This is a genomic window from Streptomyces sp. NPDC001770 (assembly GCF_053596135.1).
Genome location: NZ_JBSFFN010000004.1, coordinates 19,943 through 44,278, shown reverse-complemented (window position 1 = coordinate 44,278; position 24,336 = coordinate 19,943). Strand labels below are relative to the sequence as shown.

Genomic DNA, 24,336 nt, shown 5'->3' with positions numbered 1-24,336 from the left:
CCAAGGCGCCACCGGACAGGTGCCGGGGAAGCTCCGGTCCGGTGCTGTCCGCGGTGTCCCGCGGACGGGGTGTTTCTCTCATCTGCCGAAACCGTACGGCAGAGGGCGCCCGGAGGACAGACGCCACGTGATCCCGCCATCGCCCCCGCACACCTTCTTCACAGGCCCTCACTCCCCTGCCGCGAATCCCCTGGAAGGGGCTCTCCGCTGGGGATTCGCGTTCGTACGGATCAGAGGGTCGCGAAGGACTGTTCGATGATGTCGAGGCCTTCGTTCAGCAGGTCCTCCCCGATGACCAGCGGCGGCAGGAAGCGCAGCACGTTCCCGTAGGTGCCGCAGGTCAGCACCAGCAGGCCCTCGGCGTGGCAGGCCTTCGCCAGCTTGCCCGCGGCCTCCGCGTCGGGCTCCTTGGAACCGGACTTCACGAGCTCGATCGCGATCATGGCACCGCGACCGCGGATGTCACCGATGATGTCGCCGTTCGGCAGCTTGTCCCGCATCGCGGAGAGGCGGTCCTTCATGACCTCCTCGATGCGCTTGGCCTTCCCGTTCAGGTCCAGCTCGCGCATCGTCTCGATCGCGCCGAGCGCACCGGCGCAGGCGACCGGGTTGCCACCGTAGGTGCCGCCGAGGCCGCCCGCGTGCGCGGCGTCCATGATCTCGGCGCGGCCCGTGACGGCGGAGAGCGGCAGACCGCCCGCGATGCCCTTGGCGGTGGTGATCAGGTCCGGGACGATGCCCTCGTCCTCACACGCGAACCACTGGCCGGTGCGGCAGAAGCCGGACTGGATCTCGTCGGCGACGAAGACGATCCCGTTGTCCTGGGCGAACTGCGCGATGGCCGGCAGGAAGCCCTTGGCCGGCTCGATGAAGCCGCCCTCGCCGAGCACCGGCTCGATGATGATCGCCGCGACGTTCTCCGCGCCGATCTGCTTGGTGATCTCGTCGATGGCCTGCGCGGACGCCTCGGCGCCTGCGTTCTCGGCGCCGGTCGGCCAGCGGTAGCCGTACGCGACCGGGACGCGGTAGACCTCGGGGGCGAACGGTCCGAAGCCCTGCTTGTACGGCATGTTCTTCGCCGTCAGCGCCATCGTGAGGTTCGTCCGGCCGTGGTAGCCGTGGTCGAAGACGACGACCGCGGTGCGCTTGGTGTAGGCGCGGGCGATCTTCACCGCGTTCTCGACGGCCTCGGCGCCCGAGTTGAAGAGTGCGGACTTCTTGGCGTGGTCGCCCGGGGTGAGCTCTGCGAGCTGCTCGCAGACCTCCACGTACCCCTCGTACGGCGTCACCATGAAGCAGGTGTGGGTGAAGTCGGCGAGCTGCGCGGAGGCGCGGCGTACGACAGTCTCGGCGGAGGCGCCCACGGACGTCACGGCGATGCCGGAGCCGAAGTCGATCAGACGGTTGCCGTCCACGTCCTCGATGATCCCGCCACCGGCGCGCGCGGTGAAGACGGGCAGCGTGGAGCCCACGCCTGCGGCGACCGCGGCGACACGGCGGGCCTGCAGCTCCACCGACTTCGGGCCGGGGATCGCGGTGACGACGCGGCGCTCCTGCGGGATTGCGGACATGGGGGGCTCCTGGGGGTGGTGGTGCGGACGGGGGGTGGTGCGCGCGGACGCGTCTCCTGTCTGCAGGCTAGGGGCGCGCGGGGGAGCTGGTCATGCTCCGATCGGTAGTGGTGGAGGTGTGTCCTTGTCCGCGGCGGACAGAACGAGGGCGGACAGAACGAGGGCGGACGAACGAGAGCGGACGGAACGAGAGCGGACGGAACGAGGGCAGTCATGACGAGGGCAGCCGGAACGAGAGCGGACGGAACGGGGACGGGGAGTACGGGACGGACAAGCGCCGCCGTCCGGCCTTTCGGCCCGTCGCCCGGGCCGGCCCGCTCCGGGAAACCCGTACGGCTGTGCCCACCATCCGGGCGCCTTTGCTGAACTCCCCGTCCCCGCCCACTAGATTGGCCGGGGCAGCGGACGGACCTGGCTGGTCAGGGGGAACGGTTCATGGAGAACGACGGCACGTACGGTGCTCGGGACACGCGGTCGGGGCGGGTACCGCATCCCGTGGGGCCGCCCCCTGCCGCGCCGCCGCCCTCCGCCCCGCCCCGCCCCCGCAACGCCCCCTCGGCGGTGCCCCCGGTCGACGCCTGGCTGAGCGCGCCGCGCCCGGTCGAGGAACCGGGCGTCTGGCGGTACGGCCACCGGCCCCCGCCCCCCGAGAAGTCCGAGGAGGCCGAGGGGCGCCAGCTGCTGACCGGCGCCCTGATCTCCGTACTCGCCGGCATCCTGGTCTGGTCGCTCTGGCGCAACGGTTACCTCCCGTACCGCCTGGTGCCTCTGCGGGCCTTCACCCCGAGCGACTGGTGGTACGCGGGCACCAACAGCCCGGCCACCGTCCAGGGCCGCGACGCCATCAGCGTGTACGAGGGAATCCTCTTCGGCGTCCTCCTCTACGGCTGCGGCCGGCTGGGCAACTGGTCCGAGGTCTTCCGCCGGTACGTCGCGGAGCGCGGACAGCCGTTCCGGGCGGTGACCGCGCTCGGGCTCGCCGGCTTCGCGGAGCTCCTGGTGTGGAAGGAGACGATCCCGGTCGCGGACCCCGTGTTCGCGCTCGTGGTGTCCGTCGCGGGCGGACAGTTCCTCCAGAGCCAGGCCGCCTCCAACTGGATGTACGCGGCGATCACCCTCGCCGTGCTCGCCCCCTTCGCCGTCCTCGGCGGGTGGCGCTCCCTGCTCACCGGCCGCCGGAAGCCCGCCTCCCCGGCGGACGGCGCGGCGGCCGGACCCGCCACGGCCGACCCCGAGCGCTCCCCGGCCCGTTGGCCCGAGCTCCGGGCGGCCGGGCAGACCGAGGCCGCCGAGACACTCACCGCGGAGGTCCGGGCCGGGCGGATGAACGACGTGGACTGCGCCCGGCTCCGGCAGGCCTGGGCCGCGGCACGGCAACGGCCCGAGGCCCTTCCCCCGTTCACCGAAGCCGTGCTCCGCCGGGGCGGCGCCGCCTTCCTGCACCCCTCCGGCCGCCGCGACCTCCCCGCGCGGACCGTCGCCCACGACCTGCTCACCGGCCAGGTCCGTATCGGCCGCTGCTCCGCCGACCCGCACAACCCCTACGTCCGGCGCGGCTCCGGCCTCGCGCTGGAACCCGCCCTGCTCGGCACCTCGCTGCTGGCGGTCGGGCCGCCCGGCAGCGGCAAGTCGGCCCGGCTGGTGCGCCCGGTCGTCGAATGCCTCGCCCTCCAGGCGCTCGCCGGGCGGGCCGCCGTACTCGCCGTGGGCGGGGGCGGCACCGACCTCGGGCCCGACGACCTCTACGACGTCGTCGTGCGGATCGGCGGCCAGGGGGCCACCCACGGCCTCGACCTGTACGGCGGCACCACCGACCCCGACGAGGCGGCGGCGGTCCTCGCCGAGGGGCTCGCCGGAGACGTGGAGACGGTCGACGTACGCCGGGCCGTCACCGTGCTGGCCCAGCTGCTCGGCCCGTACCGGGCGGTGCACGGGGTCTTCCCGTCCGTGCCGGAACTGCGGGAACTCCTCGACGGCCACCCGGCCGCGCTCGCGGGTCTGCGGGACGCCGCGGAGGCCGGTGGCCACCGCACGATGCTCCGGGAGCTCGACGCCCGCGCCCGGCAGTCCGGCGGCCCCGGCGACCCCGGCCCGGTCCTGGCCGACCGGCTCGCCCTGCTCGACCGGCCCGCGCTCGCCGCCTCCTTCGACACCGGCGCCGACGCCGCACCCTTCTCCCTGCGGTCGATGGAGCAGCTGCCGCTGCGGGTCCGGATCGACCTGCCCGAACGCGCGCACGCCGAGGCGTCCCGGCTCCTCGCCCGGCTGGTGCTCGCCCAGTTCACCGCCGTCGCCGCCGCCCGCCCGGACCGCACCCTGTTCCTCGGGCTCGTCCTGGACGATGCGACCCGGGCCGTCACCGACGAGACCGTGCGCGGCATCCGCCGGCTCCGTTCGGTGAACGCGGGCGTGCTGCTCACCCTGCGGACCGTCGACGACGTCCCCGAGCGGCTGCACACCGCGCTGCTGGGTGCGGTCGGGTGCGGCATGGCGTTCGCCGGGGTCACCACCTGGGACGGCAAGCGCTTTTCGGAGGCGTGGGGCAAGGAGTGGATGGAGACCCGCGAGGTCGCCCAGCACGCCGTCTTCGCCGACCAGAGCGTCACCCGCGCTCTGCACGCGCTGCGCAAGCTGGTGACCGGGAAGGCGGTGACCCGCGACGCGGTGACCGTGCGCCGGGTCGAGCGGGAGCGGTGGTCGGCCTCCGAGCTGGCGTACGCGGTGCCGGCCGGCCACGCGGTGGTCTCGCTGACGAACGTCGCGGGCGAGCACACCCCGCCGCTCCTGGTGGAGCTCGGCGGATGAGCTGAGGACGAGCCGGGCGCCGGCGGACGGGCCGAGTGCAGGCAGGGGGTCCGGCCGGGATGACGGAACGGTTCGGCCGGGGCGGCGTGGCGATTGCGCCGCCCTGGCAGAATCGGAGGTGGCCGTTCGTACAGGACGGCGCAATGTGACGCCGGTGACCCGAGCCGGCTTCCGACGGCCCGACCCGACCCACTCGACCCGAGGGTTTCGTTCCATGCCACCCACGCTCGCTTCCCTCGTCCAGCACTCGGCCCTCAAGCTCCGTGTCCGCGCCGCGGCGGACCGGCTCGACACCCCGGTGCGCTGGGCCCACGCCAGTGAGCTCGCCGACCCCGTTCCGTACATGGACGGCGGCGAGCTGCTGCTCGTGACCGCCGCCAACCTCGACGCCGAGAACCCGGAGGAGATGCGCCGCTACGTGCGGCGGCTGACCGCCGCCGGGGTCGCCGGTCTCGGCTTCGCCGTGGGCGTCGTGCACGAGGCGGTCCCCGCGGCGCTCGTGGACGCGGCCGAGGAGGCGGGGATGCCGCTCCTGGAAGTGCCCCGGCCGACCCCGTTCATCGCCATCAGCAAGGCGGTCTCCGCCGCCATCGCGGCCGACCAGTACCGCGCGGTCACCGCCGGGTTCGAGGCCCAGCGGGAACTGACCAGAGCCGCGCTCGCCTCCGAAGGCCCCGTGCCCCTGCTGACCCGGCTCGCCGCGCACGTCGACGGCTGGGCCGCCCTCTACGACACCTCCGGCGCGGTCGTCGCGGTCGCGCCCGAGTGGGCAGCCCGCCGGGCCGCCCGGCTCACCCCCGACGCGGCCAGGCTGCGGGAGCGGCCCGCGCCGTCGAGCGCCGTCGTGGGCTCCGCCGAGGACCGGGTCGAACTCCAGACCCTGGGCACCGGCCGCCGGGCCCGGGGCGTTCTCGCCGTCGGTACGGGCGCCGCCCCGGGCACCGCCGAGCGGTACGCCGTCAACTCGGCCGTCGCCCTGCTCACCCTGACCACGGCCCGCTCGCGCGCGCTGCACGGCGCCGAACAGCGCCTGGGCGCCGCGGTGCTGCGGATGCTGCTCTCCGGGGAGTCCGACCACGCGCGGGCCGTCGCGGGGGACCTCTGGGGCGGGCTGTTCGACGCCCCGTTCCGGCTGCTGATCGCGGAACCGGCGGCTCCGTCGGGTACGACCGGTACCGCCGTGGCGGAGGCCCTCGCCGAGGCCCTGGACACGGCGGCCACCCGGTCCGGCGAACCGCTCCTCGCGGTCCCCGACGGAGAGCGCCTCGTGGTGCTGGCCGTGGACGGGGGCGCGGCGGTCGCCGCGTGCACCACCTATGCCGAGGCGCAGGACGCCCGGCCGGCGCGCGACACAGGCGCGGAGGGAGCGCCGATCGTGGTCGGGCTCTCCGCCCCCGCCGGGCCGATAACGGTCTCCGCCGCGTACAAGCAGGCCGAACAGGCGCTCTCGGTCGCCCGCCGCCGGGGCAAGGCCCTCGTGGAGCACGAGGAACTGGCGGCCGGGTCGGTCCTGCCGCTCCTCGCGGACGACGCGGTACGCGCCTTCGCGGACGGCATGCTCCGCGCCCTGCGCGAGCACGACGCCAAGGGCAGGGGCGACCTGGTGGCGTCCCTGCGCGCCTGGCTCTCCCGGCACGGCCAGTGGGACGCGGCCGCCGCCGACCTCGGGGTGCACCGGCACACCCTGCGGTACCGGATGCGGCGGGTGGAGGAGATCCTCGGGCGCTCGCTCGACGACCCGGACGCCCGGATGGAACTCTGGCTGGCCCTGAAGGCGACGTCCTCGCCGACGGCTGACGGCTGACGGCTGACGGCTGACGGCGACGTCCTCGCCGACGGCTGAGGCCGAGGGGGCGCGGCCGGGGCGGACCGGGCCCGGAAAGGCCCGTCCGCCCGCCTTCGACAATTCGGCGCCCCGCCCGTGCCGCCTGCTCCATCACGGACAAACCTCACGCGCCGGGTGCCGTCCTACGGTGGGCGGGGGCGTCCGGCGGCACCGCGACGACGGGCAGCCGCCGACTCCCTCCCCGCACGTCACGCGACGGGCACCACACGCACCACACGACCTCCGAAGGGCCGGACCTCCATGACTTCCACCCACGCCTTCTGGCTGGCCGGCCGCCAGGCCACCGGCGAGGACAGCTTCGCCGTCACCAACCCGTGGGACGGCCGGCTCGTCGGTACCGTCAGCGTGCCGACCGACGCGCAGATCGAGGAGGCCGTCGCCGCCGCCCACGCCGTACGCGAGGAGTTCGCCGCGACCCCCGCGCATGTCCGGGTCGCCGCGCTCGACCACGTCGTACGCCGCCTCGTGGAGCGCACCGAGGAGATCGCCCGAGTGATCTCCGCCGAGAACGGCAAGCCGGTCAAGTGGGCCCGCGGCGAGGTCGGCCGCGCCGTCTCCGTCTTCCGGTTCGCCGCCGAGGAGGCCCGCCGGCACAACGGCGGCGACTCCCAGCGCCTGGACACCGACGCCGGCGGCACCGGCCGCCTCGGCCTCACCCGCCGCTTCCCGCGCGGCACGGTCCTCGGCATCGCCCCGTTCAACTTCCCGCTCAACCTGAGTGCCCACAAGGTCGCCCCGGCGATCGCCGTCGGCGCCCCGATCATCCTCAAGCCCGCCCCGGCCACCCCGATCTCCTCGCTGATCCTCGGCGAACTGCTGGCCGAGACCGACCTGCCGGCCGGTTCCTGGTCGGTGCTGACGGTCCCGAACGACCGGATGCCCGCCCTGGTCCAGGACGAGCGGCTGCCGGTGATCTCCTTCACCGGCTCCGGTCCGGTCGGCTACTCGATCATGGAATCGGTACCGCGCAAGCACTGCACCCTGGAGCTCGGCGGCAACGGCGCGGCCGTGGTCCTCGGCGACTACGCCTCCGAGGAGGACCTGGACTGGGCCGCGAGCCGCATCGCGACCTTCTCCAACTACCAGGGCGGCCAGTCCTGCATCTCGGTGCAGCGGGTCATCGTCGACGCCTCGCTCCACGACCGCCTCGTCCCGAAGATCGTCGCCGCCACCGAGGCCCTGGTCACCGGCGACCCCTCCGACGACGCCACCGACGTCGGCCCGCTCGTCAGCGAGGACGCGGCCAGGCGCGTCGAGTCCTGGGTCGACGAGGCCGTCGCCGCGGGCGCCCAGCTCCTCACCGGCGGCAAGCGGGACGGCGCCACCTACGCGCCGACCGTCCTGGCCGGCCTCCCCGACTCGGCCACCCTCGCCCACGAGGAGGTCTTCGGGCCGGTCATGTCGATCCAGAAGGTGAACGGCGAGGCGGAGGCGTTCGCCGCCGTCAACTCCTCCAAGTACGGCCTGCAGGCGGGCGTCTTCACCCACGACCTGCAGACCGCCTTCCGCGCCCACCGCGCCCTGGAGGTCGGCGGCGTGATCATCGGCGACGTCCCCTCGTACCGCGCCGACCAGATGCCGTACGGCGGCGCCAAGCAGTCCGGCGTCGGCCGCGAGGGCGTCCGCTTCGCGATGGACGACTACACCTACGAGCGCGTCCTGGTCCTGACCGGCCTCGCGCTGTAGGCGGAATTCCTACGCCTCACCACGGCCGGAGCCCGCTGTGCGGGGGCTCCGGCCGTCGGCGTTCCCGTCCCGGGGTGCCTGTGCCCGGGCCCCGGTCACCCCGGGGGCGTGGTCCTGGCCGCGACCCGGCCGGCCGCTCGCGCGCGGCGGGCCACTCGTCCGCCGGCAGGACGCGGTACACCGAGTCGCGGCGGGAGCCGTCGGACCGCCGCATGCGGCGGCCCGGCGTCCCCTCGTGCACAGCGTCCCCTCGTGCACCAGGCCGATTCGTTCCATGGCGCGCGGGAAGCGCACGTTGAGGTGACCGGTGCGCAGGGCGAGCCGGACGACACGCCCTGGTCCCCGGCCACCCGCCGCTGCGGTGGTGGGGGTGGGACGAATCAGGTAGATACGGACGTGTGCCACCGGCCGCAACCCCGCGGGCGCGGAGCCGGTCACCCGCCGTCAGGCCGTCCCCCGATCCGCCCCGCGGAGAGGTGAGCCCCCATGTCCGCACCGCAGGTCCCGCAGGACCTCCCCGAACGCCCCGACGCGGCCGATCCGGCCAGGACCTCGGCGTCCCGCTCCCATCCGCCGCAGGCGAGGGTGACCGAGCGCGAGGCGCGCCGGGTCGCCGAGGACGCGCGCGAGCAGGACTGGCACCGGCCCAGCTTCGCCAAGGAGCTCTTCCTCGGGAGGCTCCGCCTCGACCTGATCCACCCGCACCCGCTGCCCGCCGGCGAGGACGTCAGGCGGGGCGAGGAGTTCCTCGCCCGGCTGCGCGCGTTCTGCCTCGCCCACGTCGACGGCGCCCTCATCGAACGCGAGGCGCGCATCCCCGACGAGGTGATCGCCGGACTGAAGAAGCTCGGTGCGCTCGGCATGAAGATCGACCCGAAGTACGGCGGCCTCGGCCTCACCCAGGTCTACTACAACCGGGCCCTCGCGCTGGCCGGCTCGGCCAGCCCCGCGATCGGCGCGCTGCTCTCGGCCCACCAGTCGATCGGCGTACCGCAGCCGCTGAAGATGTTCGGCACCCAGGAGCAGAAGGACACCTTCCTGCCCCGGCTCGCCAGTACCGACATCTCGGCGTTCCTGCTCACCGAGCCCGATGTCGGCTCCGACCCCGCCCGGCTCGCCACCACCGCCGTACCGGACGGCGACGACTACGTCCTCGACGGCGTGAAGCTCTGGACCACCAACGGGGTCGTCGCCGACCTGCTGGTCGTCATGGCCCGGGTGCCCGAGGGCCCGGACCACGCGGGCGGCATCACGGCGTTCGTGGTGGAGGCCGGCTCGCCGGGCATCACCGTGGAGCACCGCAACGCCTTCATGGGGCTGCGCGGGATCGAGAACGGCGTCACCCGCTTCCACAAGGTGCGGGTGCCCGCCGCCCACCGGATCGGCCCCGAGGGCGCCGGGCTCAAGATCGCGCTGACCACGCTCAACACCGGCCGGCTCTCGCTGCCGGCCATGTGCGTCGGGGTCGGCAAGTGGTCCCTGAAGATCGCCCGCGAATGGTCGGCCGTCCGCGAGCAGTGGGGGAGGCCCGTCGCCCGGCACGAAGCGGTCGGCGCGAAGATCTCCTTCATCGCCGCCACCACCTTCGCGCTGGAGGCGGTGGTCGACCTCGCCTCCCAGATGGCCGACGAGGACCGCAACGACATCCGGATCGAGGCCGCGCTCGCCAAGCTGTACGGCTCCGAAATGGGCTGGCGGATCGCCGACGAACTGGTGCAGATCCGCGGCGGACGCGGGTTCGAGACCGCCGACTCCCTCGCCGCCCGCGGCGAACGGGCCGTCCCCGCCGAGCAGATGCTCCGCGACATGCGGATCAACCGGATCTTCGAGGGGTCGACCGAGATCATGCATCTGCTGATCGCCCGTGAGGCGGTCGACGCCCACCTCAAGGTGGCCGGCGACCTCATCGACCCGGAGAAGCCGCTCGCCGACAAGGCCAGGGCGGGCGCGGCCGCGGCCGGGTTCTACGCCCGCTGGCTGCCGAAACTGGTCGCCGGACCCGGCCAGCTGCCCAGCTCGTACGCGGAGTTCCGGCCCGCCGGACACCCCGACCTCTCCCACCACCTGCGGTACGCCGAACGCGCCGCCCGCCGGCTGGCCCGCTCCACCTTCTACGCGATGTCGCGCTGGCAGGGCCGGATGGAGACCAAGCAGGGGTTCCTGGGCCGGACCGTCGACATCGGCGCCGAACTCTTCGCGATGAGCGCCGCCTGCGTCCGCGCCGAACTGCTGCGCGGCCAGGGCGAGCACGGACGCGAGGCCTACCAGCTCGCCGACGCCTTCTGCCGGCAGGCCAGGCTCAGGACCGAGGAACTCTTCGGGCGCCTCTGGGCCAACACCGACGACCTGGACCGGCGGGTGGTCGACCGGGTCCTCGCGGGCGCGTACACCTGGCTGGAGGAGGGGGTCATCGACCCCAGCGGGGACGGCCCCTGGATCGCGGACGCCACCCCCGGCCCGGCCCGGGGCGAGAACGCCCGCCGCCCGTACCGCTGATCCCGGGAGGTCCGCCGATCCGGGAGATCCGCCGAGCCCGGAGGTCCGCCGAGCCCCGCGCCGCATCGAGTCCGAGTCACACCGGACCCGTGTCGCACAGGGCCCGTGCCGCACCGGACCCGGGGCGCGTCCACCCGCTGGACGCGCCCCGCCCCTCGCCCGGGGACACGGCAAAATGACCCGCCGTGACCGTCATCCAGATTCCCGGCTCCAAGTCCGTCACCGCCCGCGCCCTGTTCCTCGCCGCGGCCGCGGACGGCACCACCACCCTCCTCCACCCGCTCGGGTCGGACGACACCGAGGGGTTCGCCGAGGGCCTCACCCGCCTCGGCTACGCGGTCACGAAGGAGCCGGACCGCTGGCACATAGGGGGCCGCCCGTCCGGGCCCGGCGTCACCGACGCCGACGTCTTCTGCCGCGACGGCGCGACCACGGCCCGCTTCCTGCCCACCCTCGTCTCCGCCGCACCCTCCGGCACGTACCGCTTCGACGCCTCCGCGCAGATGCGCCGCCGCCCGCTCGCCCCGCTCAGCCGGGCGCTGCGCACCCTCGGCGTCGACCTGCGCCACGACGAGGCGGACGGCCACCACCCACTGCGGGTGCACGCCGCCGGCATCGAGGGCGGCCGGATCACCCTGGACGCGGGGGAGTCCTCGCAGTACCTCACCGCCCTGCTGATGCTCGGTCCGCTGACGGCCACGGGCCTGACGATCGACGTGACCGAGCTGGTCTCGGCGCCGTACATCGAGATCACGCTCGCGATGATGCGGGACTTCGGGGCCGACGTCACCCGCGAGGGGAACACGTTCACCGTGCCGGCCGGCGGCTACCGCGCCACCACGTACGCCGTCGAGCCGGACGCCTCCACCGCCAGCTACTTCTTCGCCGCCGCCGCCCTCACCGGCGGCGAGGTCACCGTCCCCGGCCTCGGCACCGGCGCCCTCCAGGGCGATCTCCGCTTCGTCGACGTGCTGCGGCGGATGGGCGCCGACGTGACGATCACCGAGGACGCCACCACGGTCCGCTCCGACGGCACCCTGCGCGGCATCACGGTCAACATGCGCGACATCTCCGACACCATGCCGACGCTCGCCGCCCTCGCCCCGTACGCCGACGGGCCGGTCCGGATCGAGGACGTGGCCAACACCCGGGTCAAGGAGTGCGACCGGCTGGAGGCGTGCGCCGAGAACCTCCGCGCCATGGGCATCACCGTGCGCACCGGACCCGACTGGATCGAGATCCACCCCGGGACCCCGCGCCCCGCCGTGATCGCCACCCACGGCGACCATCGCATCGTCATGTCCTTCGCCGTCGCCGCGCTGCGCAACCCCGGCACCACGTACGACGACCCGGGCTGCGTACGCAAGACCTTCCCGGACTTCCACCAGGTGTTCGCGGAGTTCGCCAAGGGCCTGCCGGTCCTGGAGAGGTAGCGCGGGAGGCCGGCCGGCGAGTACCGGTCCGGCATCCGGGGGAAGTGCCGCGGGGACGCCCTGTCCTCGCGCACAGCGGGAGCGGCAACAATGGGGGGCATGACCGACAGCCCTGCCCCCCTCGCCGATCCGCATCTCGTCCACGACGCGACGGAAGGCCGCCGGGACCTCGTGATCCTCGGCTCCACCGGGTCCATCGGAACCCAGGCCACCGACCTGGTGCTGCGCAACCCCGACCGCTTCCGGGTCACCGCGCTCTCGGCGGCGGGCGGGCGGGTCGCCCTGCTCGCCGCCCAGGCACGCCGGCTCGGGGTGGACACGGTCGCCGTCGCCGCCGAGGACGCCGTACCCGCCCTGCGCGAGGCGCTGCGCGCGGAGTACGGCACGGGGGAGCCGCTCCCCGAGATCCTGGCCGGCCCCGACGCCGCCGCCACCCTCGCCGCGAGCCCGTGCCACACCGTGCTCAACGGCATCACCGGCTCCATCGGCCTCGCGCCGACGCTGGCCGCGCTGAAGGCGGGCCGCACCCTCGCCCTGGCCAACAAGGAGTCGCTCATCGTCGGCGGCCCCCTGGTCAAGGCGCTGGCCGCGCCCGGCCAGATCATCCCGGTCGACTCCGAGCACGCCGCGCTCTTCCAGGCCATCGCCGCCGGCACCCGCGCCGACGTGGCGAAGCTCGTCGTCACCGCGTCCGGCGGCCCGTTCCGGGGACGTACGCGCGGCGAACTGGCGGACGTCACCCGGGAGCAGGCGCTCGCCCACCCCACCTGGGCGATGGGCCCGGTCATCACGATCAACTCCGCGACCCTCGTCAACAAGGGGCTGGAGGTCATCGAGGCGCATCTCCTCTACGACATCCCGTTCGAGCGCATCGAGGTCGTCGTCCACCCGCAGTCGTACGTGCACTCCATGGTCGAGTTCACCGACGGTTCCACGCTCGCCCAGGCCACCCCGCCCGACATGCGGGGTCCCATCGCCGTCGGGCTCGGCTGGCCGCAGCGCGTCCCGGACGCCGCCCCGGCCTTCGACTGGACCAAGGCCTCCACCTGGGAGTTCTTCCCGCTGGACACCGAGGCGTTCCCCTCCGTCGGCCTCGCCCGGCACGTGGGCGCCCTGGGAGGGACCGCACCGGCGGTCTTCAACGCCGCCAACGAGGAGTGCGTCGACGCGTTCCTGTCCGGCGCGCTCCCCTTCAACGGCATCATGGACACCGTCACCGCGGTGGTGGCCGAGCACGGCACCCCCGCCCCGGGAACTTCACTGACGGTCGCGGACGTCCTGGAAGCGGAGACCTGGGCGCGCGCCCGGGCCCGTGAACTCTCGGCGAAGTCGACGGCGGAGGCGCACGCATGAGTCTGAGCACGATCCTGCTGACGGTCCTGGGGATCGCCGTCTTCGTCGTGGGACTGCTGTTCTCGATCGCCTGGCACGAGCTCGGCCATCTCTCCACGGCCAAGCTCTTCGGCATCCGGGTCCCGCAGTACATGGTCGGCTTCGGCCCCACCATCTGGTCGCGCAAGAAGGGCGACACGGAGTACGGCTTCAAGGCCATCCCGGCCGGCGGCTACATCCGGATGATCGGCATGTTCCCGCCCGGGCCGGACGGCAGGATCGAGGCGCGCTCCACCTCGCCCTGGCGCAGCATGATCGAGGACGCCAGATCCGCCGCCTTCGAGGAGCTCGAACCCGGCGACGAGAGCCGCCTCTTCTACACGCGCAAGCCGTGGAAGCGTGTGATCGTGATGTTCGCCGGACCGTTCATGAACCTGGTCCTGGCCGTCGCGATCTTCCTCGGCGTCGCCATGACCTTCGGCTTCCAGACCAACACCACCGAGGTGGCGGGGGTCCAGAAGTGCGTCATCGAGCAGAGCGAGAAGCGCGAGAAGTGCGCCCCCGGCGACCCGGTCTCCCCGGCGCTCGCCGCCGGGCTGCACGAGGGCGACAAGATCGTCGCCTTCGACGGCGCGAAGGTCGACGACTGGGACAAGCTCTCCGACCTCATCCGGCAGACCATCGGCCCCGCCGACATCACCGTCCAGCGGGGCGGCCAGGAGGTCACCCTCCACGCCGTCCTGGCGAAGAACACCGTGGTGAAGAAGGACGACAAGGGCGAGGCCGTCGCGGGCAAGTGGGAGGAGGCGGGCTACCTCGGGTTCGCCGCCCGCAGCGAGATCGTGCCGCTCTCCTTCGGCGACTCCGTCGTGCGGATGGGCGACATGATCGAGAACGGCGTCGACTCGATCATCTCCCTGCCCTCCAAGATCCCCGGGCTGTGGAACGCCGCCTTCGACGGCGGTGAACGCGCCGACGACTCCCCGGTGGGCGTGGTCGGAGCCGCCCGGATCGGCGGTGAGGTGATGACCCTCGACGTTCCCGCGCAGAACCAGATCGCGATGATGCTGTTCCTGCTGGCCGGCTTCAACCTCTCGCTCTTCCTCTTCAACATGCTGCCGCTGCTGCCCCTGGACGGCGGGCACATCGCGGGCGCCCTCTGGGAGGCGCTGCGCCGCAATCTGGCCAAGGTCTTCAAGCGGCCGGACCCGGGCCCCTTCGACGTGGCGAAGCTCATGCCGGTCGCCTACGTGGTGGCCGGAATCTTCATCTGCTTCACGCTCCTGGTGCTCGTCGCCGACATCGTGAACCCGGTCAAGATCTCCTGACCGCGGTCCCGTACGGGTCAGGAGTGGCGGCCGGGCGCCCGTGTGGCGTCCGGCCGCACCGCCGACGGGCGCCCGTCGGTGTTTTGACCCGGGGGATGCGCTCGCCCGACCTCCGGTGCCGTAACCTCGAAAGCTGTAGCCCGCCGATTTCCGGGCCTCGATCCACACCTTGGGGATGCTCAGCGCATGACTGCGATTTCTCTCGGAATGCCGTCCGTTCCGACCAAGCTCGCCGACCGACGCGTCAGCCGCCAGATCCAGGTCGGATCGGTGGCCGTCGGCGGGGACGCGCCCGTCTCGGTGCAGTCGATGACGACGACGCGCACCTCGGACATCGGCGCGACGCTCCAGCAGATCGCCGAGCTGACCGCGTCCGGCTGCCAGATCGTGCGGGTCGCGTGCCCGACGCAGGACGACGCCGACGCCCTGGCCACCATCGCCAGGAAGTCGCAGATCCCGGTCATCGCCGACATCCACTTCCAGCCCAAGTACGTCTTCGCCGCCATCGACGCCGGCTGTGCCGCGGTCCGGGTGAACCCGGGCAACATCAAGCAGTTCGACGACAAGGTCAAGGAGATCGCGCGGGCCGCGAGCGCGACCGGCACGCCGATCCGGATCGGCGTGAACGCCGGTTCCCTCGACGCCCGGCTGCTGAAGAAGTACGGCAAGGCCACCCCCGAGGCCCTGGTGGAGTCCGCTCTCTGGGAGGCGTCCCTCTTCGAGGAGCACGGCTTCCGCGACATCAAGATCTCGGTCAAGCACAACGACCCGGTCGTCATGGTCAACGCCTACCGCCAGCTGGCCGCCGCGTGCGACTACCCGCTGCACCTCGGCGTCACCGAGGCCGGTCCGGCGTTCCAGGGCACCATCAAGTCCGCCGTCGCCTTCGGCGCGCTGCTCTCCGAGGGCATCGGCGACACCATCCGCGTCTCGCTCTCGGCCCCGCCGGCCGAGGAGGTCAAGGTCGGCCTCCAGATCCTGGAGTCCCTCAACCTCAAGCAGCGCCGCCTGGAGATCGTCTCCTGCCCGTCCTGCGGTCGCGCCCAGGTCGACGTGTACAAGCTCGCGGACCAGGTCAGCGCCGGCCTCGAAGGCATGGAGGTGCCGCTGCGCGTCGCCGTCATGGGCTGCGTCGTCAACGGCCCGGGCGAGGCCCGCGAGGCCGACCTCGGTGTCGCCTCCGGCAACGGCAAGGGCCAGATCTTCGTGAAGGGCGAGATCATCAAGACCGTCCCCGAGTCGAAGATCGTCGAGACCCTCATTGAGGAGGCGCTGAAGATCGCCGAGCAGATGGAGAAGGACGGCATCGCCTCGGGCGAGCCGCAGGTCGCCGTCAGCTGACGACCGGGCTCGTACCGGGTCGACCGGTCCACCCGAACCCTCCGCGCCCCGCCAAGACGACACCGTCCGGGCGGGGCGCGGCGCCGTTCCCGTGGCCGACTCCGTGCGGTGCACTGCCCGCCCTGCGGATGCGGGCGGCGCCCCACAGCCTTGTTGGGTACAGTGCGGAAATCAGCAGACCGTATGGTGAGGCCCCCTCGTGTTGACGCACACCACCACCCGGGTCCTCGAACCCAGTGACCTCGGCGCCGCTCTGGCCATTCTGGAGAGCGACCCCGTGGCCAACGCTTTCGTGACCTCCCGTGTTCAGATCGCCGGGCTCGACCCGTGGCGGCTGGGCGGCGAGATGTGGGGCTGGTACGCGGACGGCATGCTCCGCTCGCTCTGCTACTCCGGCGCCAACCTCGTCCCCATCTGCGCGGGACCCGACGCCGTACGCGCCTTCGCGGACCGCGCCCGCAGGGCCGGGCGCCGCTGCTCCTCCATCGTCGGGCCCGTCGAATCCACCGCCCTGCTGTGGCGCCTCCTCGAACCCGGCTGGGGACCCGCCCGCGAGGTCCGCGCCAACCAGCCGCTGATGGTCACCGACCGGCCCTCCACCACCGTGGACCCCGACCCGTACGTCCGCCGGATCCGCAAGGACGAGATGGACGTGATCCTGCCCGCCTGCGTGGCGATGTTCACCGAGGAGGTCGGGGTCTCCCCGCTCGCCGGCGACGGCGGACTGCTCTACCAGGCGCGGGTCGCCGAACTCATCGGCGCGGGCCGCTCCTTCGCCCGCATCGACGACGGCAAGGTGGTCTTCAAGGCCGAGATCGGTGCCGCGACCGACCGGGCCTGCCAGATCCAGGGGGTCTGGGTCGCCCCGGAGTTCCGCGGCCGCCGCCTCTCCGAGACGGGTATGTCCGCCGTGCTCAACCACGCGTTGGCCGACGTGGCCCCACTGGTCAGCCTCTACGTGAACGACTTCAACACCGCGGCCCGCAGGGCGTACAGCCGGGTCGGCTTCCGGGAGACCGGCGCCTTCATGAGCGTCCTGTTCTGAGCGTCCCGTTCCGGGAGCCTCGTTCCGAGCGTCCTGTGCCGACGGCGGCGCGGCCCCTGCCCGCGCCCGGAGCACGAGGCCGCGATCCGGCCGGGCCGGACGGCGCCGGGCCCGGGTGGGTGTCGCCAAGTCGACCTATAGTCGGCAGGGGGGCCGCTGAGGGCCGCGGACCGGCACGTCCGGGACACCGCAGCCCTCCGACGCGAATGAGCACGCCGATGACCGAGACCGCGCCCCCCGCCGACGACCACGCAGCCCCGCCCGTCACCGCCGCCGCCCCGGCGGGAACGGACGCCCGTACGGCCTGGGAGGCGTGGCGCGAGGAGCGCCGCGCCTCCGTCAGCGCCCCCACCGGCAACCTCGCCCTGGTGGAGACCCGCCCGATGGCCCCCGGAGAGGTGCCCGACCCCGTCGCGGCCGGCGCGGGGCTGCCCGACAGCGTCACGGTGACGGTCGTCGAGCGGACCGAACCGGTCAGCGGGGCCCCCGAACACTTCCTCCGCTTCTGGGACGCCGAGGCCCCCGCGATCCACTCCTTCGAGCGGATCGACACTTTCCCGTACGACCCGGCCTGGGTGCTCGACGCCGCGTACACCCCTGTCGAAGGCGCCCGCAAGGTCGCGTTCGAGCACATCCGCGACAACGGCGGCACCCGCGACCTGGTCGTCCCCGGCGACATCACCCTCAGCGTGGACGGCACCCCGTACACCCTGAGCGCCTTCGACGACGACGGCACCCTGCTGCTGGTCTTCGGCGACCCCACCAACGGGGACTCCACCTACGGCGCCGGACGGTTCCTCTTCGTCCCGCACGAGGCCGGAAGCGACCGGGTCACCCTCGACTTCAACCGCGCCTTCGTACCGCCCTGCGGCTTCTCCGACCAGTACAACTGCCCGATGCCGCCCCGCCAGAACCGCCTCCACCTGCCCGTCGAAGCCGGCGAGAAGCTCCCCGTCACCAAGGAGCCCGGTACCCCGGCGCACTGATACCCCGGCCGGAGTAGTCTCCGGTGCCATGCCGCACTTTCCCGGAGACCTCAGCGAACCACCCCTGATCGGGCCGCTCGACCTCGCGTCCCGCGTGGACGAGGCGCTCCAGGTGCAGGCCCTCGCCTTCGGACTCGGCCCCGGCGAGGTCGCCGTACGCCGCCAGATCGTGCTGCGCCACCTCACCCTCCCCGGCGCCCGCGCGCTGGGCGCCACCGCCCCCTCGGGACGGCTGCTCGGCTTCGTCTACGGGCTGCCCAACGACCGCGCCCACTGGTGGTCGGGGGTGGTCGAGCCCTACCTGCGCGCGGCCGGTACCGCCGAGTGGCTCGACGACTCCTTCGTCATCACCGAACTCCACGTCCACCCCGAGTTCCAGCAGCACGGCATCGGCCGCGCGCTCATCACCGGACTGACCGACTCCGCCGCCGAGCCGCGCTCCATCCTGTCGGCCATCGACACCGACAGCCCCGCACGCGGTCTCTACCGCGGCCTCGGCTACCGCGACCTCGCCCGCCGGGTCGTCTTCCCCAGCGCCCCGCTGCCGTACGCGGTGATGGGAGCCCCGCTTCCACTGCGCCGCGGAATCTGAAGCGCGGAATCTGAACGGATTTCCGCCCGCGCGGGCGACCCGGCTAATCTCGGCCCCATCACCTTCGGGGGTCCGGGGGCGTCCCCCCGGAAGACACAGTCGAGCAGGAGTTCATCATGGCCCAGGTCCAGCGCATGTCCCGATTGATGATCAAGACACTGCGCGACGACCCGGCGGACGCCGAGACGCTCAACCACAAGCTGCTGGTCCGGGCCGGTTACGTCCGCCGCACCGCCGCCGGAATCTGGTCCTGGCTGCCCCTGGGCAAGAAGGTCCTGGAGAACATCACCCGCGTCGTCCGCGAGGAGATGGACGCCATCGGCGGCCAGGAGGTGCTGCTCCCCGCGCTGCTGCCCAAGGAGGCGTACGAGGCGAGCGGCCGGTACGACGAGTACGGCGACCTGCTCTTCCGCCTCAAGGACCGCAAGGGCGCCGACTACCTCCTCGGCCCCACCCACGAGGAGATCTTCACCCAGGTCGTCAAGGACATGTGCTCGTCCTACAAGGACCTGCCCGTGATCCTCTACCAGATCCAGACCAAGTACCGCGACGAGGCCCGCCCCCGCGCCGGTGTGCTGCGCGGCCGCGAGTTCCAGATGAAGGACTCGTACTCCTTCGACACCACGGACGAGGGTCTGGCCGAGGCGTACCAGCTGCACCGCGCCGCGTACATCCGGATCTTCGAGCGCCTCGGCCTCGACCACCGCATCGTCTCCGCCGTCTCCGGCGCCATGGGCGGTTCGGCCTCGGAGGAGTTCCTCGCCCCGGCGCCCGCCGGTGAGGACACCTTCGTCGACTGCCCGAACTGCGACTACGCCGCCAACACCGAGGCCGTGACCTTCAAGGCCACCGTCGTCCACGGTTCGGCACACGGCCCGGTCGAGGAGCTGGACACCCCCGACACCCCGACCATCGAGACCCTCGCCGCCCACCTCGGCGTCCCGGCCTCCGCCACCCTGAAGAACCTCCTGGTCAAGGTCGACGGCGAAATCGTCGCCGTCGGCGTTCCCGGCGACCGCGAGGTCGACCTCGGCAAGCTCGGCGAGCACCTCGCCCCCGCCGTGGTGGAGCTCGTCACCGCCGAGGACTTCGTGGGCCGCCCCGACCTGGTGCGCGGCTACGTCGGCCCGCAGGGCCTGGAGAAGGTCCGCTACATCGCCGACCCCCGCGTCGCCGTCGGCACCTCCTGGATCACCGGCGCCAACCAGGACGGCAAGCACGCGAAGAACGTCGTGGCGGGCCGCGACTTCGAGGTGGACGACTACCTCGACGTCGTCGTCGTCGAGGCCGGCGACCCCTGCCCGAAGTGCGGCACCGGCCTCCAGGTGGACCGCGCCATCGAGATCGGCCACATCTTCCAGCTCGGCCGCAAGTACGCCGACATCTTCTCCCTCGACGTCCTCGGCCAGCAGGGCAAGCCGGTCCGCGTCACGATGGGCTCCTACGGCATCGGCGTCTCCCGCGCGGTGGCCGCCCTCGCCGAGCAGACCGCCGACGACAAGGGCCTGTGCTGGCCCCGCGAGATCGCCCCGGCCGACGTGCACGTCGTCGCCGCCGGCAAGGCGCTCCAGACCGAGCTGGCCCTGGAGGTCTCCGAGAAGCTGAAGGCCGCGGGCGCCCGGGTGCTGGTCGACGACCGCGCGGGTGTCTCCCCGGGCGTGAAGTTCACCGACGCCGAGCTGATCGGCGTGCCGACCATCCTCGTCGCCGGCCGCCGCTCCGCCGAAGGCGTGGTCGAGCTCAAGGACCGCCGCACCGGCGAGCGCGAGGAGCTCACCGTCGACGAGGCGATCGCCCGCATCGCGGCCGACCTGGTCTGACCCTCCGGCACCAGCCGCACGACACGACCCCCGCGCACCGACGAGGTGCGCGGGGGTCGTGTCATGAGCAGGGCCGGCCGGGGCTCCCGTGGCCGGTCGTCTCAGGGCCGGTCGCCCCCGAGCCGGTCGTCCCAGGGCCGGTCGCCTCCGACCAGGAGTCCCGGAGCGGGCCGCCTCAGAGCCAGCCGGCGAACTCCAGCGACATCTCGCCCGTCTGCTGCCGCCCCTCGGCCAGCGCCCGGGTGCCCGACTCCACCGCCCGGAACAGCGTCCAGCCGTGCAGCCTCTCCTGGCCGACCTCCAGCGAGTCCGCCAGCTTGCGCACCCGGCGCCGGGCCGTCGCGGGCCCGCCCGGCGAGGCGATCAGATCCTCCACCCGGTCGCGCACCAGCCGCGCCAGGTCGTAGGCGCGCTCGCCCACCAGCGGCTCGGGCCCGACCGTAAGCCAGGGCACCCGCTCGCCGGACAGCACCTTGCTCTGGCGGAAGTTGCCGTGCAGCAGCAGCGCTTCGGTGGGGTCCGCGACCAGCTCCTCGCGGACCGCCAGCGCCGCCTCCACCAGGGGTGCCAGCTCCGGATCGCCGGCGGCGAACTCGCGCATCGCGGCGATCCGCCGACCGGTCCGCTCCGCGACCGTCTCGAACGCGTGTCCCTGGGGCGGCTCCACCCAGAGCCTGCGCACCGTGCCCGCCGCCTCCAGCAGCGCCTTGGCCTCCGGCAGCGAACGCAGCGACACCTCCGGGTGCAGGCGTTCCAGCAGCATCCCGCCGCCGGGCGCCACGGCGTCGGCCGGCTCCAGGAGACGTACCGATCCCCAGCCGTTCCAGTGGGCCAGCGCGGCCCGCTCGGCGTCCGGCGCCGCCCCGGGCGGGGCGATCTTCAGCGCGGCAGGGGTGCCGTCCGCCCGGCGTACCAGCAGGACCATGCTGGTACGCCCGCCGGGGGCGGCCACCCGGTCGACGGTCAGGGCCCGGCCGCCGGCGGAGAGCTCCGCCTCCACGAGCGCGCCGAGCGAGCCCAGCCAGGCGTCGGCCACGGCCTTCCCGTACTGCTCGTCCAGCGCTCGCGCCAGACGCTGAGGCGGTTCGAAACCCATACCTGCCTTGTACCTTTCCGAGGCCGGTTCAGTGACCCGATTCAGTGCGTCCCGGCGGCGCCGGCGGCCTCCGGGGGAGAGGGGGACGCGGTCCCCGCCCGGCCGGCCCGCTCCGCGAGCCCCGGAAAGGCTACGCCGGAGCCCCGCCAGTGGGCCGCGCGCACGGCGGCCTCCCGCAGCGCGAGCGCCGCATCCCGCCGGTCCGTGCCCTCCGTGGCCCGTACGAGGTCGGCGCAGGCACCCGCGACGCCGTCCTCCAGGACGGCCGCCAGCCGCAGCGCCGCCGCACCGTCGTGGACCGCGAACGGCAGAGCGTACGCGGCGTCCGCGACCACCGGGTCACCGCCCAGGTCCCGCACCGCCCGGGCCAGCGAGTCCCGGCGGGCCCGGTGCGCGTGGTAGGCGCTCGTCGCCTCGGAGCGGCGGCTGCCGGAGGTCCGCGCACCGACCACGCCGTAGCCGTACACGGCCGCGTGCTCGGCCGCCAGGGCGGCCTGCGCCGCCGTCAGTGCCTGGGCAGTCATGATGCCGGGGTCTCCTTGGCCAGTTCGGTGAGCAGGTACGCGTGCACGCCGCAGGCGGCGGCCACCGACGCCAGCAGACGGGACAGCTCGGGCTCCGCGTCGAGCAGCGACGCGGTGTGGGCGTCGCCCGCCCGCCGGGCCTCGGCCGCCAGCTCCTTCAGGGCGGTGCGCGCGTCACCGGCCGGGGTCGCCGAGCCGGAGGGGCCGGCGGTGCTCCCGACCGCCTCGGTCGTGGGCGCGGGGCTCGCGGAGGCCGTGGGCGCCGGGCTCGTCGGGGCCGTGGCCGAAGGGCGGGGCGAGGCCGTCGTGGTGCCCTCCGCGAGCGCCTCGGTGTGCTGCCGCACCTCGGCCTGCAGCGGGGCGAGTCCGGCGCCCGTCGCCGGATGGGCTGCGGCGACCCCGTCGTACCGGGCGAGCAGCGCGGCGCTGGTCCGCACGGCGGTCGTCCGCAGCCGCTGTTCGGGGCTCGTCCGGGCGGCTCGGGCCGCCCCGGTCCGCTCCGCCGCCGGCGTTTCCTCGCCGTCGCAGCCCGCCAGTACCGTTCCCGCCACGAGCGCTCCGGCGGCGGTGAGTGCCCCCCTGCGCGTCGTCCCCGTGGGCCGCACTTTTCTCCTTCGGGCTTGAACAAGTCCTGACAGGATCTGTCCTGAAGTGATCACCGCTGGCGAGCGTACCCGCGTGCGGGCAGCCTGAGGACGGCAACACCCCCCGCGACCGGATACCCTTTGTCCTGACGCACGACGATCCCCACAACAGCAGACGCGGCCGAGGAGTCACCCGGATGAGCACCAACCAGAGCGAGAGGCTGCGCGGGCTGCTCGAACCGCTCGTCGCCGCCGTGCAGCTCGACCTCGAGGAGATCGAGGTGTCCCGGGCCGGCCGCCGCCGCGTGCTGCGGATCGTCGTCGATTCGGACGACGGCGTCGAACTCGACACCTGCGCGGAGCTCAGCCGCTCCCTCTCCGAGAAGCTCGACGAGACCGACGCGATGGGCGAGGACGAGTACGTCCTGGAAGTGAGCTCGCCGGGCGCAGACCGCCCGTTGACCGAGCACCGCCACTACGTCCGCGCCACCGGCCGGCTGGTCAAGTTCAAGCTGACCGCCGAGGCGGGCGCCGACGAACTGATCGCCCGTGTGCTGGAGGTCGACGACGAGGGCCTCGATCTGGAGGTCCCGGGCGTCAAGGGCCGCAAGCCCACCTCGCGCCGGATCGCCTTCGCCGAGATCGACAAGGCGCGCGTGGAGATCGAATTCAACCGCAAGGACAAGAAGGAAGAGGAGGCGTAGCCGTGGACATCGATGTGAAGCTTCTGAGGGGCTTGGCGCAGGACAAGGGAATCCCGTTCGACGTGCTCGTCGGGGCGATCGAGTCGGCCCTCCTCATCGCGTACCACCGCACGGACGGCAGCTTCCGCCGGGCGCGTGTGGAGCTGGACCGCAACGGCCACGTCACCGTCTGGGCGACGGAGGACCCGGCCGACCTGGAGGAAGGCCAGGAGGCCAAGGAGTTCGACGACACCCCGTCCGGCTTCGGCCGCATCGCGGCGACCACTGCCAAGCAGGTCATCCTGCAGCGCCTGCGCGACGCCGAGGACGACCGGACCTTCGGCGAGTACGCCGGACACGAGGGCGACGTCGTCACCGGTGTGGTCCAGCAGGGCAAGGACCCGCGCAACGTCCTCGTCGACATCGGCAAGCTCGAAGCCATCCTGCCGGTGCAGGAGCAGGTGCCGGGCGAGGAGTACACCCACGGCCTGCGGCTGCGCACCTACGTCGTCCGGGTGGCCAAGGGTGTCCGCGGCCCGTCCGTGACGCTGTCGCGCACCCATCCCAACCTGGTGAAGAAGCTCTTCGCGCTGGAGGTCCCGGAGATCGCCGACGGTTCCGTCGAGATCTGCGCCATCGCCCGCGAGGCCGGCCACCGCAGCAAGATCGCGGTCCGCTCCACCCGTTCCGGGCTCAACCCCAAGGGCGCCTGCATCGGCCCGATGGGCGGCCGTGTCCGCAACGTCATGGCCGAGCTGCACGGCGAGAAGATCGACATCGTGGACTGGTCCGACGACCCGGCCGAGATGGTCGCCAACGCGCTGTCCCCCGCACGGGTGAGCAAGGTCGAGATCGTTGACCTCGGTGCCCGCTCCGCCCGGGTGACCGTGCCCGACTACCAGCTCTCACTGGCGATCGGCAAGGAGGGGCAGAACGCCCGTCTGGCCGCGCGCCTCACCGGCTGGCGCATCGACATCCGCCCGGACACCGAGACCGACGAAGAGCGCGACGTCGCCGACCGCGAGCGGGCCGAGCGGGCCCGGGAGCGTTCGGAGCGCGGCTGACCGGCATACGGTCGACGGCCCGGAGGCCGTTCCGCCCGTGCGACGCAGCGCCCGAGCGGGTACGCGCCCCCCCCCGGAAGGCGGGCGCCCAGGAATAGATCGAC

General features: G+C 73.2%; 18 protein-coding genes. 14 read left to right on the top strand and 4 right to left on the bottom strand.

The genetic code is table 11. The features are described from left to right. Window positions 1–230 precede the first annotated feature (230 nt). Window positions 231–1,571, bottom strand: coding sequence for a 4-aminobutyrate--2-oxoglutarate transaminase (gabT, locus tag ACWCSV_RS05305; RefSeq protein WP_451138719.1), 1,341 nt, complete (start codon window positions 1,569–1,571; stop codon window positions 231–233). Window positions 1,572–2,006: 435 nt separating this feature from the next. Here gabT and ACWCSV_RS05300 point away from each other — a divergent pair, with 435 nt between their 5' ends. The 12 genes from ACWCSV_RS05300 to ACWCSV_RS05245 all read left to right on the top strand — a co-directional run bounded on the left by ACWCSV_RS05300 (window position 2,007) and on the right by ACWCSV_RS05245 (window position 20,281). Continuing rightward, a complete protein-coding gene (locus ACWCSV_RS05300) occupies window positions 2,007–4,376 on the top strand; it encodes an ATP/GTP-binding protein (protein WP_451138717.1) in 2,370 nt (789 codons plus the stop codon). Between the two features lie 214 nt (window positions 4,377–4,590). After that, window positions 4,591–6,180 carry a PucR family transcriptional regulator gene (locus ACWCSV_RS05295; protein ID WP_451138715.1) on the top strand — a complete coding sequence of 530 codons (1,590 nt, stop codon included), beginning with the start codon at window positions 4,591–4,593 and terminating at the stop codon, window positions 6,178–6,180. A 282-nt stretch (window positions 6,181–6,462) separates the two neighbouring features. Next, complete coding sequence (locus ACWCSV_RS05290; RefSeq protein ID WP_451138713.1) at window positions 6,463–7,908, top strand: aldehyde dehydrogenase family protein; 1,446 nt, start codon at window positions 6,463–6,465, stop codon at window positions 7,906–7,908. Window positions 7,909–8,394: 486 nt separating this feature from the next. Beyond that, window positions 8,395–10,404 (top strand): acyl-CoA dehydrogenase family protein, encoded by a 2,010-nt coding sequence (locus ACWCSV_RS05285; RefSeq protein WP_451138711.1) that lies wholly within the window; start codon window positions 8,395–8,397, stop codon window positions 10,402–10,404. 185 nt (window positions 10,405–10,589) lie between these two features. Then, entirely contained in the window at window positions 10,590–11,837 is a 1,248-nt protein-coding gene (aroA, locus tag ACWCSV_RS05280) for a 3-phosphoshikimate 1-carboxyvinyltransferase (RefSeq protein ID WP_451138709.1), read from the top strand. A gap of 90 nt (window positions 11,838–11,927) precedes the next feature. Next, a complete protein-coding gene (gene dxr, locus ACWCSV_RS05275; RefSeq protein ID WP_451138707.1) occupies window positions 11,928–13,190 on the top strand; it encodes a 1-deoxy-D-xylulose-5-phosphate reductoisomerase in 1,263 nt (420 codons plus the stop codon). After that, entirely contained in the window at window positions 13,187–14,497 is a 1,311-nt protein-coding gene (locus tag ACWCSV_RS05270) for a M50 family metallopeptidase (protein ID WP_451138705.1), read from the top strand. Before dxr ends, ACWCSV_RS05270 begins: the two co-directional genes overlap by 4 nt. Before the next feature lie 186 nt (window positions 14,498–14,683). Then, window positions 14,684–15,838 (top strand): flavodoxin-dependent (E)-4-hydroxy-3-methylbut-2-enyl-diphosphate synthase, encoded by a 1,155-nt coding sequence (gene ispG, locus ACWCSV_RS05265; RefSeq protein ID WP_451138703.1) that lies wholly within the window; start codon window positions 14,684–14,686, stop codon window positions 15,836–15,838. Window positions 15,839–16,040: 202 nt separating this feature from the next. Beyond that, the gene (locus ACWCSV_RS05260; protein WP_451139090.1) at window positions 16,041–16,883 is read left to right on the top strand and encodes a GNAT family N-acetyltransferase; all 843 of its coding nucleotides are present in this window, start codon (window positions 16,041–16,043) and stop codon (window positions 16,881–16,883) included. Between the two features lie 218 nt (window positions 16,884–17,101). Then, on the top strand, window positions 17,102–17,869 hold the full coding sequence (locus ACWCSV_RS05255) for a DUF1684 domain-containing protein (protein WP_451138701.1): 768 nt from the start codon (window positions 17,102–17,104) through the stop codon (window positions 17,867–17,869). Window positions 17,870–17,897: 28 nt separating this feature from the next. Then, window positions 17,898–18,461, top strand: coding sequence for a GNAT family N-acetyltransferase (locus ACWCSV_RS05250; RefSeq protein ID WP_451138699.1), 564 nt, complete (start codon window positions 17,898–17,900; stop codon window positions 18,459–18,461). Between the two features lie 116 nt (window positions 18,462–18,577). Continuing rightward, a complete protein-coding gene (locus ACWCSV_RS05245) occupies window positions 18,578–20,281 on the top strand; it encodes a proline--tRNA ligase (RefSeq protein WP_451138697.1) in 1,704 nt (567 codons plus the stop codon). 175 nt (window positions 20,282–20,456) lie between these two features. Here the strand turns inward: ACWCSV_RS05245 and ACWCSV_RS05240 are convergent, their stop codons facing one another. The 3 genes from ACWCSV_RS05240 to ACWCSV_RS05230 are packed head-to-tail and all read right to left on the bottom strand — an operon-like array spanning window position 20,457 to window position 22,506. Continuing rightward, window positions 20,457–21,377, bottom strand: coding sequence for an aminoglycoside phosphotransferase family protein (locus ACWCSV_RS05240; protein ID WP_451138695.1), 921 nt, complete (start codon window positions 21,375–21,377; stop codon window positions 20,457–20,459). 41 nt (window positions 21,378–21,418) lie between these two features. Beyond that, entirely contained in the window at window positions 21,419–21,901 is a 483-nt protein-coding gene (locus ACWCSV_RS05235; RefSeq protein ID WP_451138693.1) for a ferritin-like domain-containing protein, read from the bottom strand. Beyond that, complete coding sequence (locus tag ACWCSV_RS05230; protein ID WP_451138691.1) at window positions 21,898–22,506, bottom strand: hypothetical protein; 609 nt, start codon at window positions 22,504–22,506, stop codon at window positions 21,898–21,900. Before ACWCSV_RS05230 ends, ACWCSV_RS05235 begins: the two co-directional genes overlap by 4 nt. 176 nt (window positions 22,507–22,682) lie before the next feature. Between ACWCSV_RS05230 and rimP the strand changes: the two genes are divergently transcribed. Together rimP and nusA are read left to right on the top strand one after the other, a co-directional pair. Next, window positions 22,683–23,189, top strand: a complete 507-nt coding sequence (gene rimP / locus ACWCSV_RS05225; protein ID WP_450772988.1) for a ribosome maturation factor RimP — start codon at window positions 22,683–22,685, stop codon at window positions 23,187–23,189. 2 nt (window positions 23,190–23,191) lie between these two features. Further along, window positions 23,192–24,232: a transcription termination factor NusA gene (gene nusA, locus ACWCSV_RS05220; RefSeq protein ID WP_327178281.1), complete on the top strand. Its 1,041-nt coding sequence runs from the start codon at window positions 23,192–23,194 to the stop codon at window positions 24,230–24,232. Window positions 24,233–24,336 lie beyond the last annotated feature (104 nt).

Excerpts from the sequence above, each read along its gene's own strand:
- gabT (WP_451138719.1), bottom strand. The coding sequence starts at position 1,571 with ATGTCCGCAATCCCGCAGGAGCGCCGCGTCGTCACCGCGATCCCCGGC.
- ACWCSV_RS05300 (WP_451138717.1), top strand. The coding sequence starts at position 2,007 with ATGGAGAACGACGGCACGTACGGTGCTCGGGACACGCGGTCGGGGCGG.
- ACWCSV_RS05295 (WP_451138715.1), top strand. The coding sequence starts at position 4,591 with ATGCCACCCACGCTCGCTTCCCTCGTCCAGCACTCGGCCCTCAAGCTC.
- ACWCSV_RS05290 (WP_451138713.1), top strand. The coding sequence starts at position 6,463 with ATGACTTCCACCCACGCCTTCTGGCTGGCCGGCCGCCAGGCCACCGGC.
- ACWCSV_RS05285 (WP_451138711.1), top strand. The coding sequence starts at position 8,395 with ATGTCCGCACCGCAGGTCCCGCAGGACCTCCCCGAACGCCCCGACGCG.
- dxr (WP_451138707.1), top strand. The coding sequence starts at position 11,928 with ATGGGGGGCATGACCGACAGCCCTGCCCCCCTCGCCGATCCGCATCTC.
- ACWCSV_RS05270 (WP_451138705.1), top strand. The coding sequence starts at position 13,187 with ATGAGTCTGAGCACGATCCTGCTGACGGTCCTGGGGATCGCCGTCTTC.
- ispG (WP_451138703.1), top strand. The coding sequence starts at position 14,684 with ATGACTGCGATTTCTCTCGGAATGCCGTCCGTTCCGACCAAGCTCGCC.
- ACWCSV_RS05255 (WP_451138701.1), top strand. The coding sequence starts at position 17,102 with ATGACCGAGACCGCGCCCCCCGCCGACGACCACGCAGCCCCGCCCGTC.
- ACWCSV_RS05250 (WP_451138699.1), top strand. The coding sequence starts at position 17,898 with ATGCCGCACTTTCCCGGAGACCTCAGCGAACCACCCCTGATCGGGCCG.
- ACWCSV_RS05245 (WP_451138697.1), top strand. The coding sequence starts at position 18,578 with ATGGCCCAGGTCCAGCGCATGTCCCGATTGATGATCAAGACACTGCGC.
- ACWCSV_RS05240 (WP_451138695.1), bottom strand. The coding sequence starts at position 21,377 with ATGGGTTTCGAACCGCCTCAGCGTCTGGCGCGAGCGCTGGACGAGCAG.
- ACWCSV_RS05235 (WP_451138693.1), bottom strand. The coding sequence starts at position 21,901 with ATGACTGCCCAGGCACTGACGGCGGCGCAGGCCGCCCTGGCGGCCGAG.
- rimP (WP_450772988.1), top strand. The coding sequence starts at position 22,683 with ATGAGCACCAACCAGAGCGAGAGGCTGCGCGGGCTGCTCGAACCGCTC.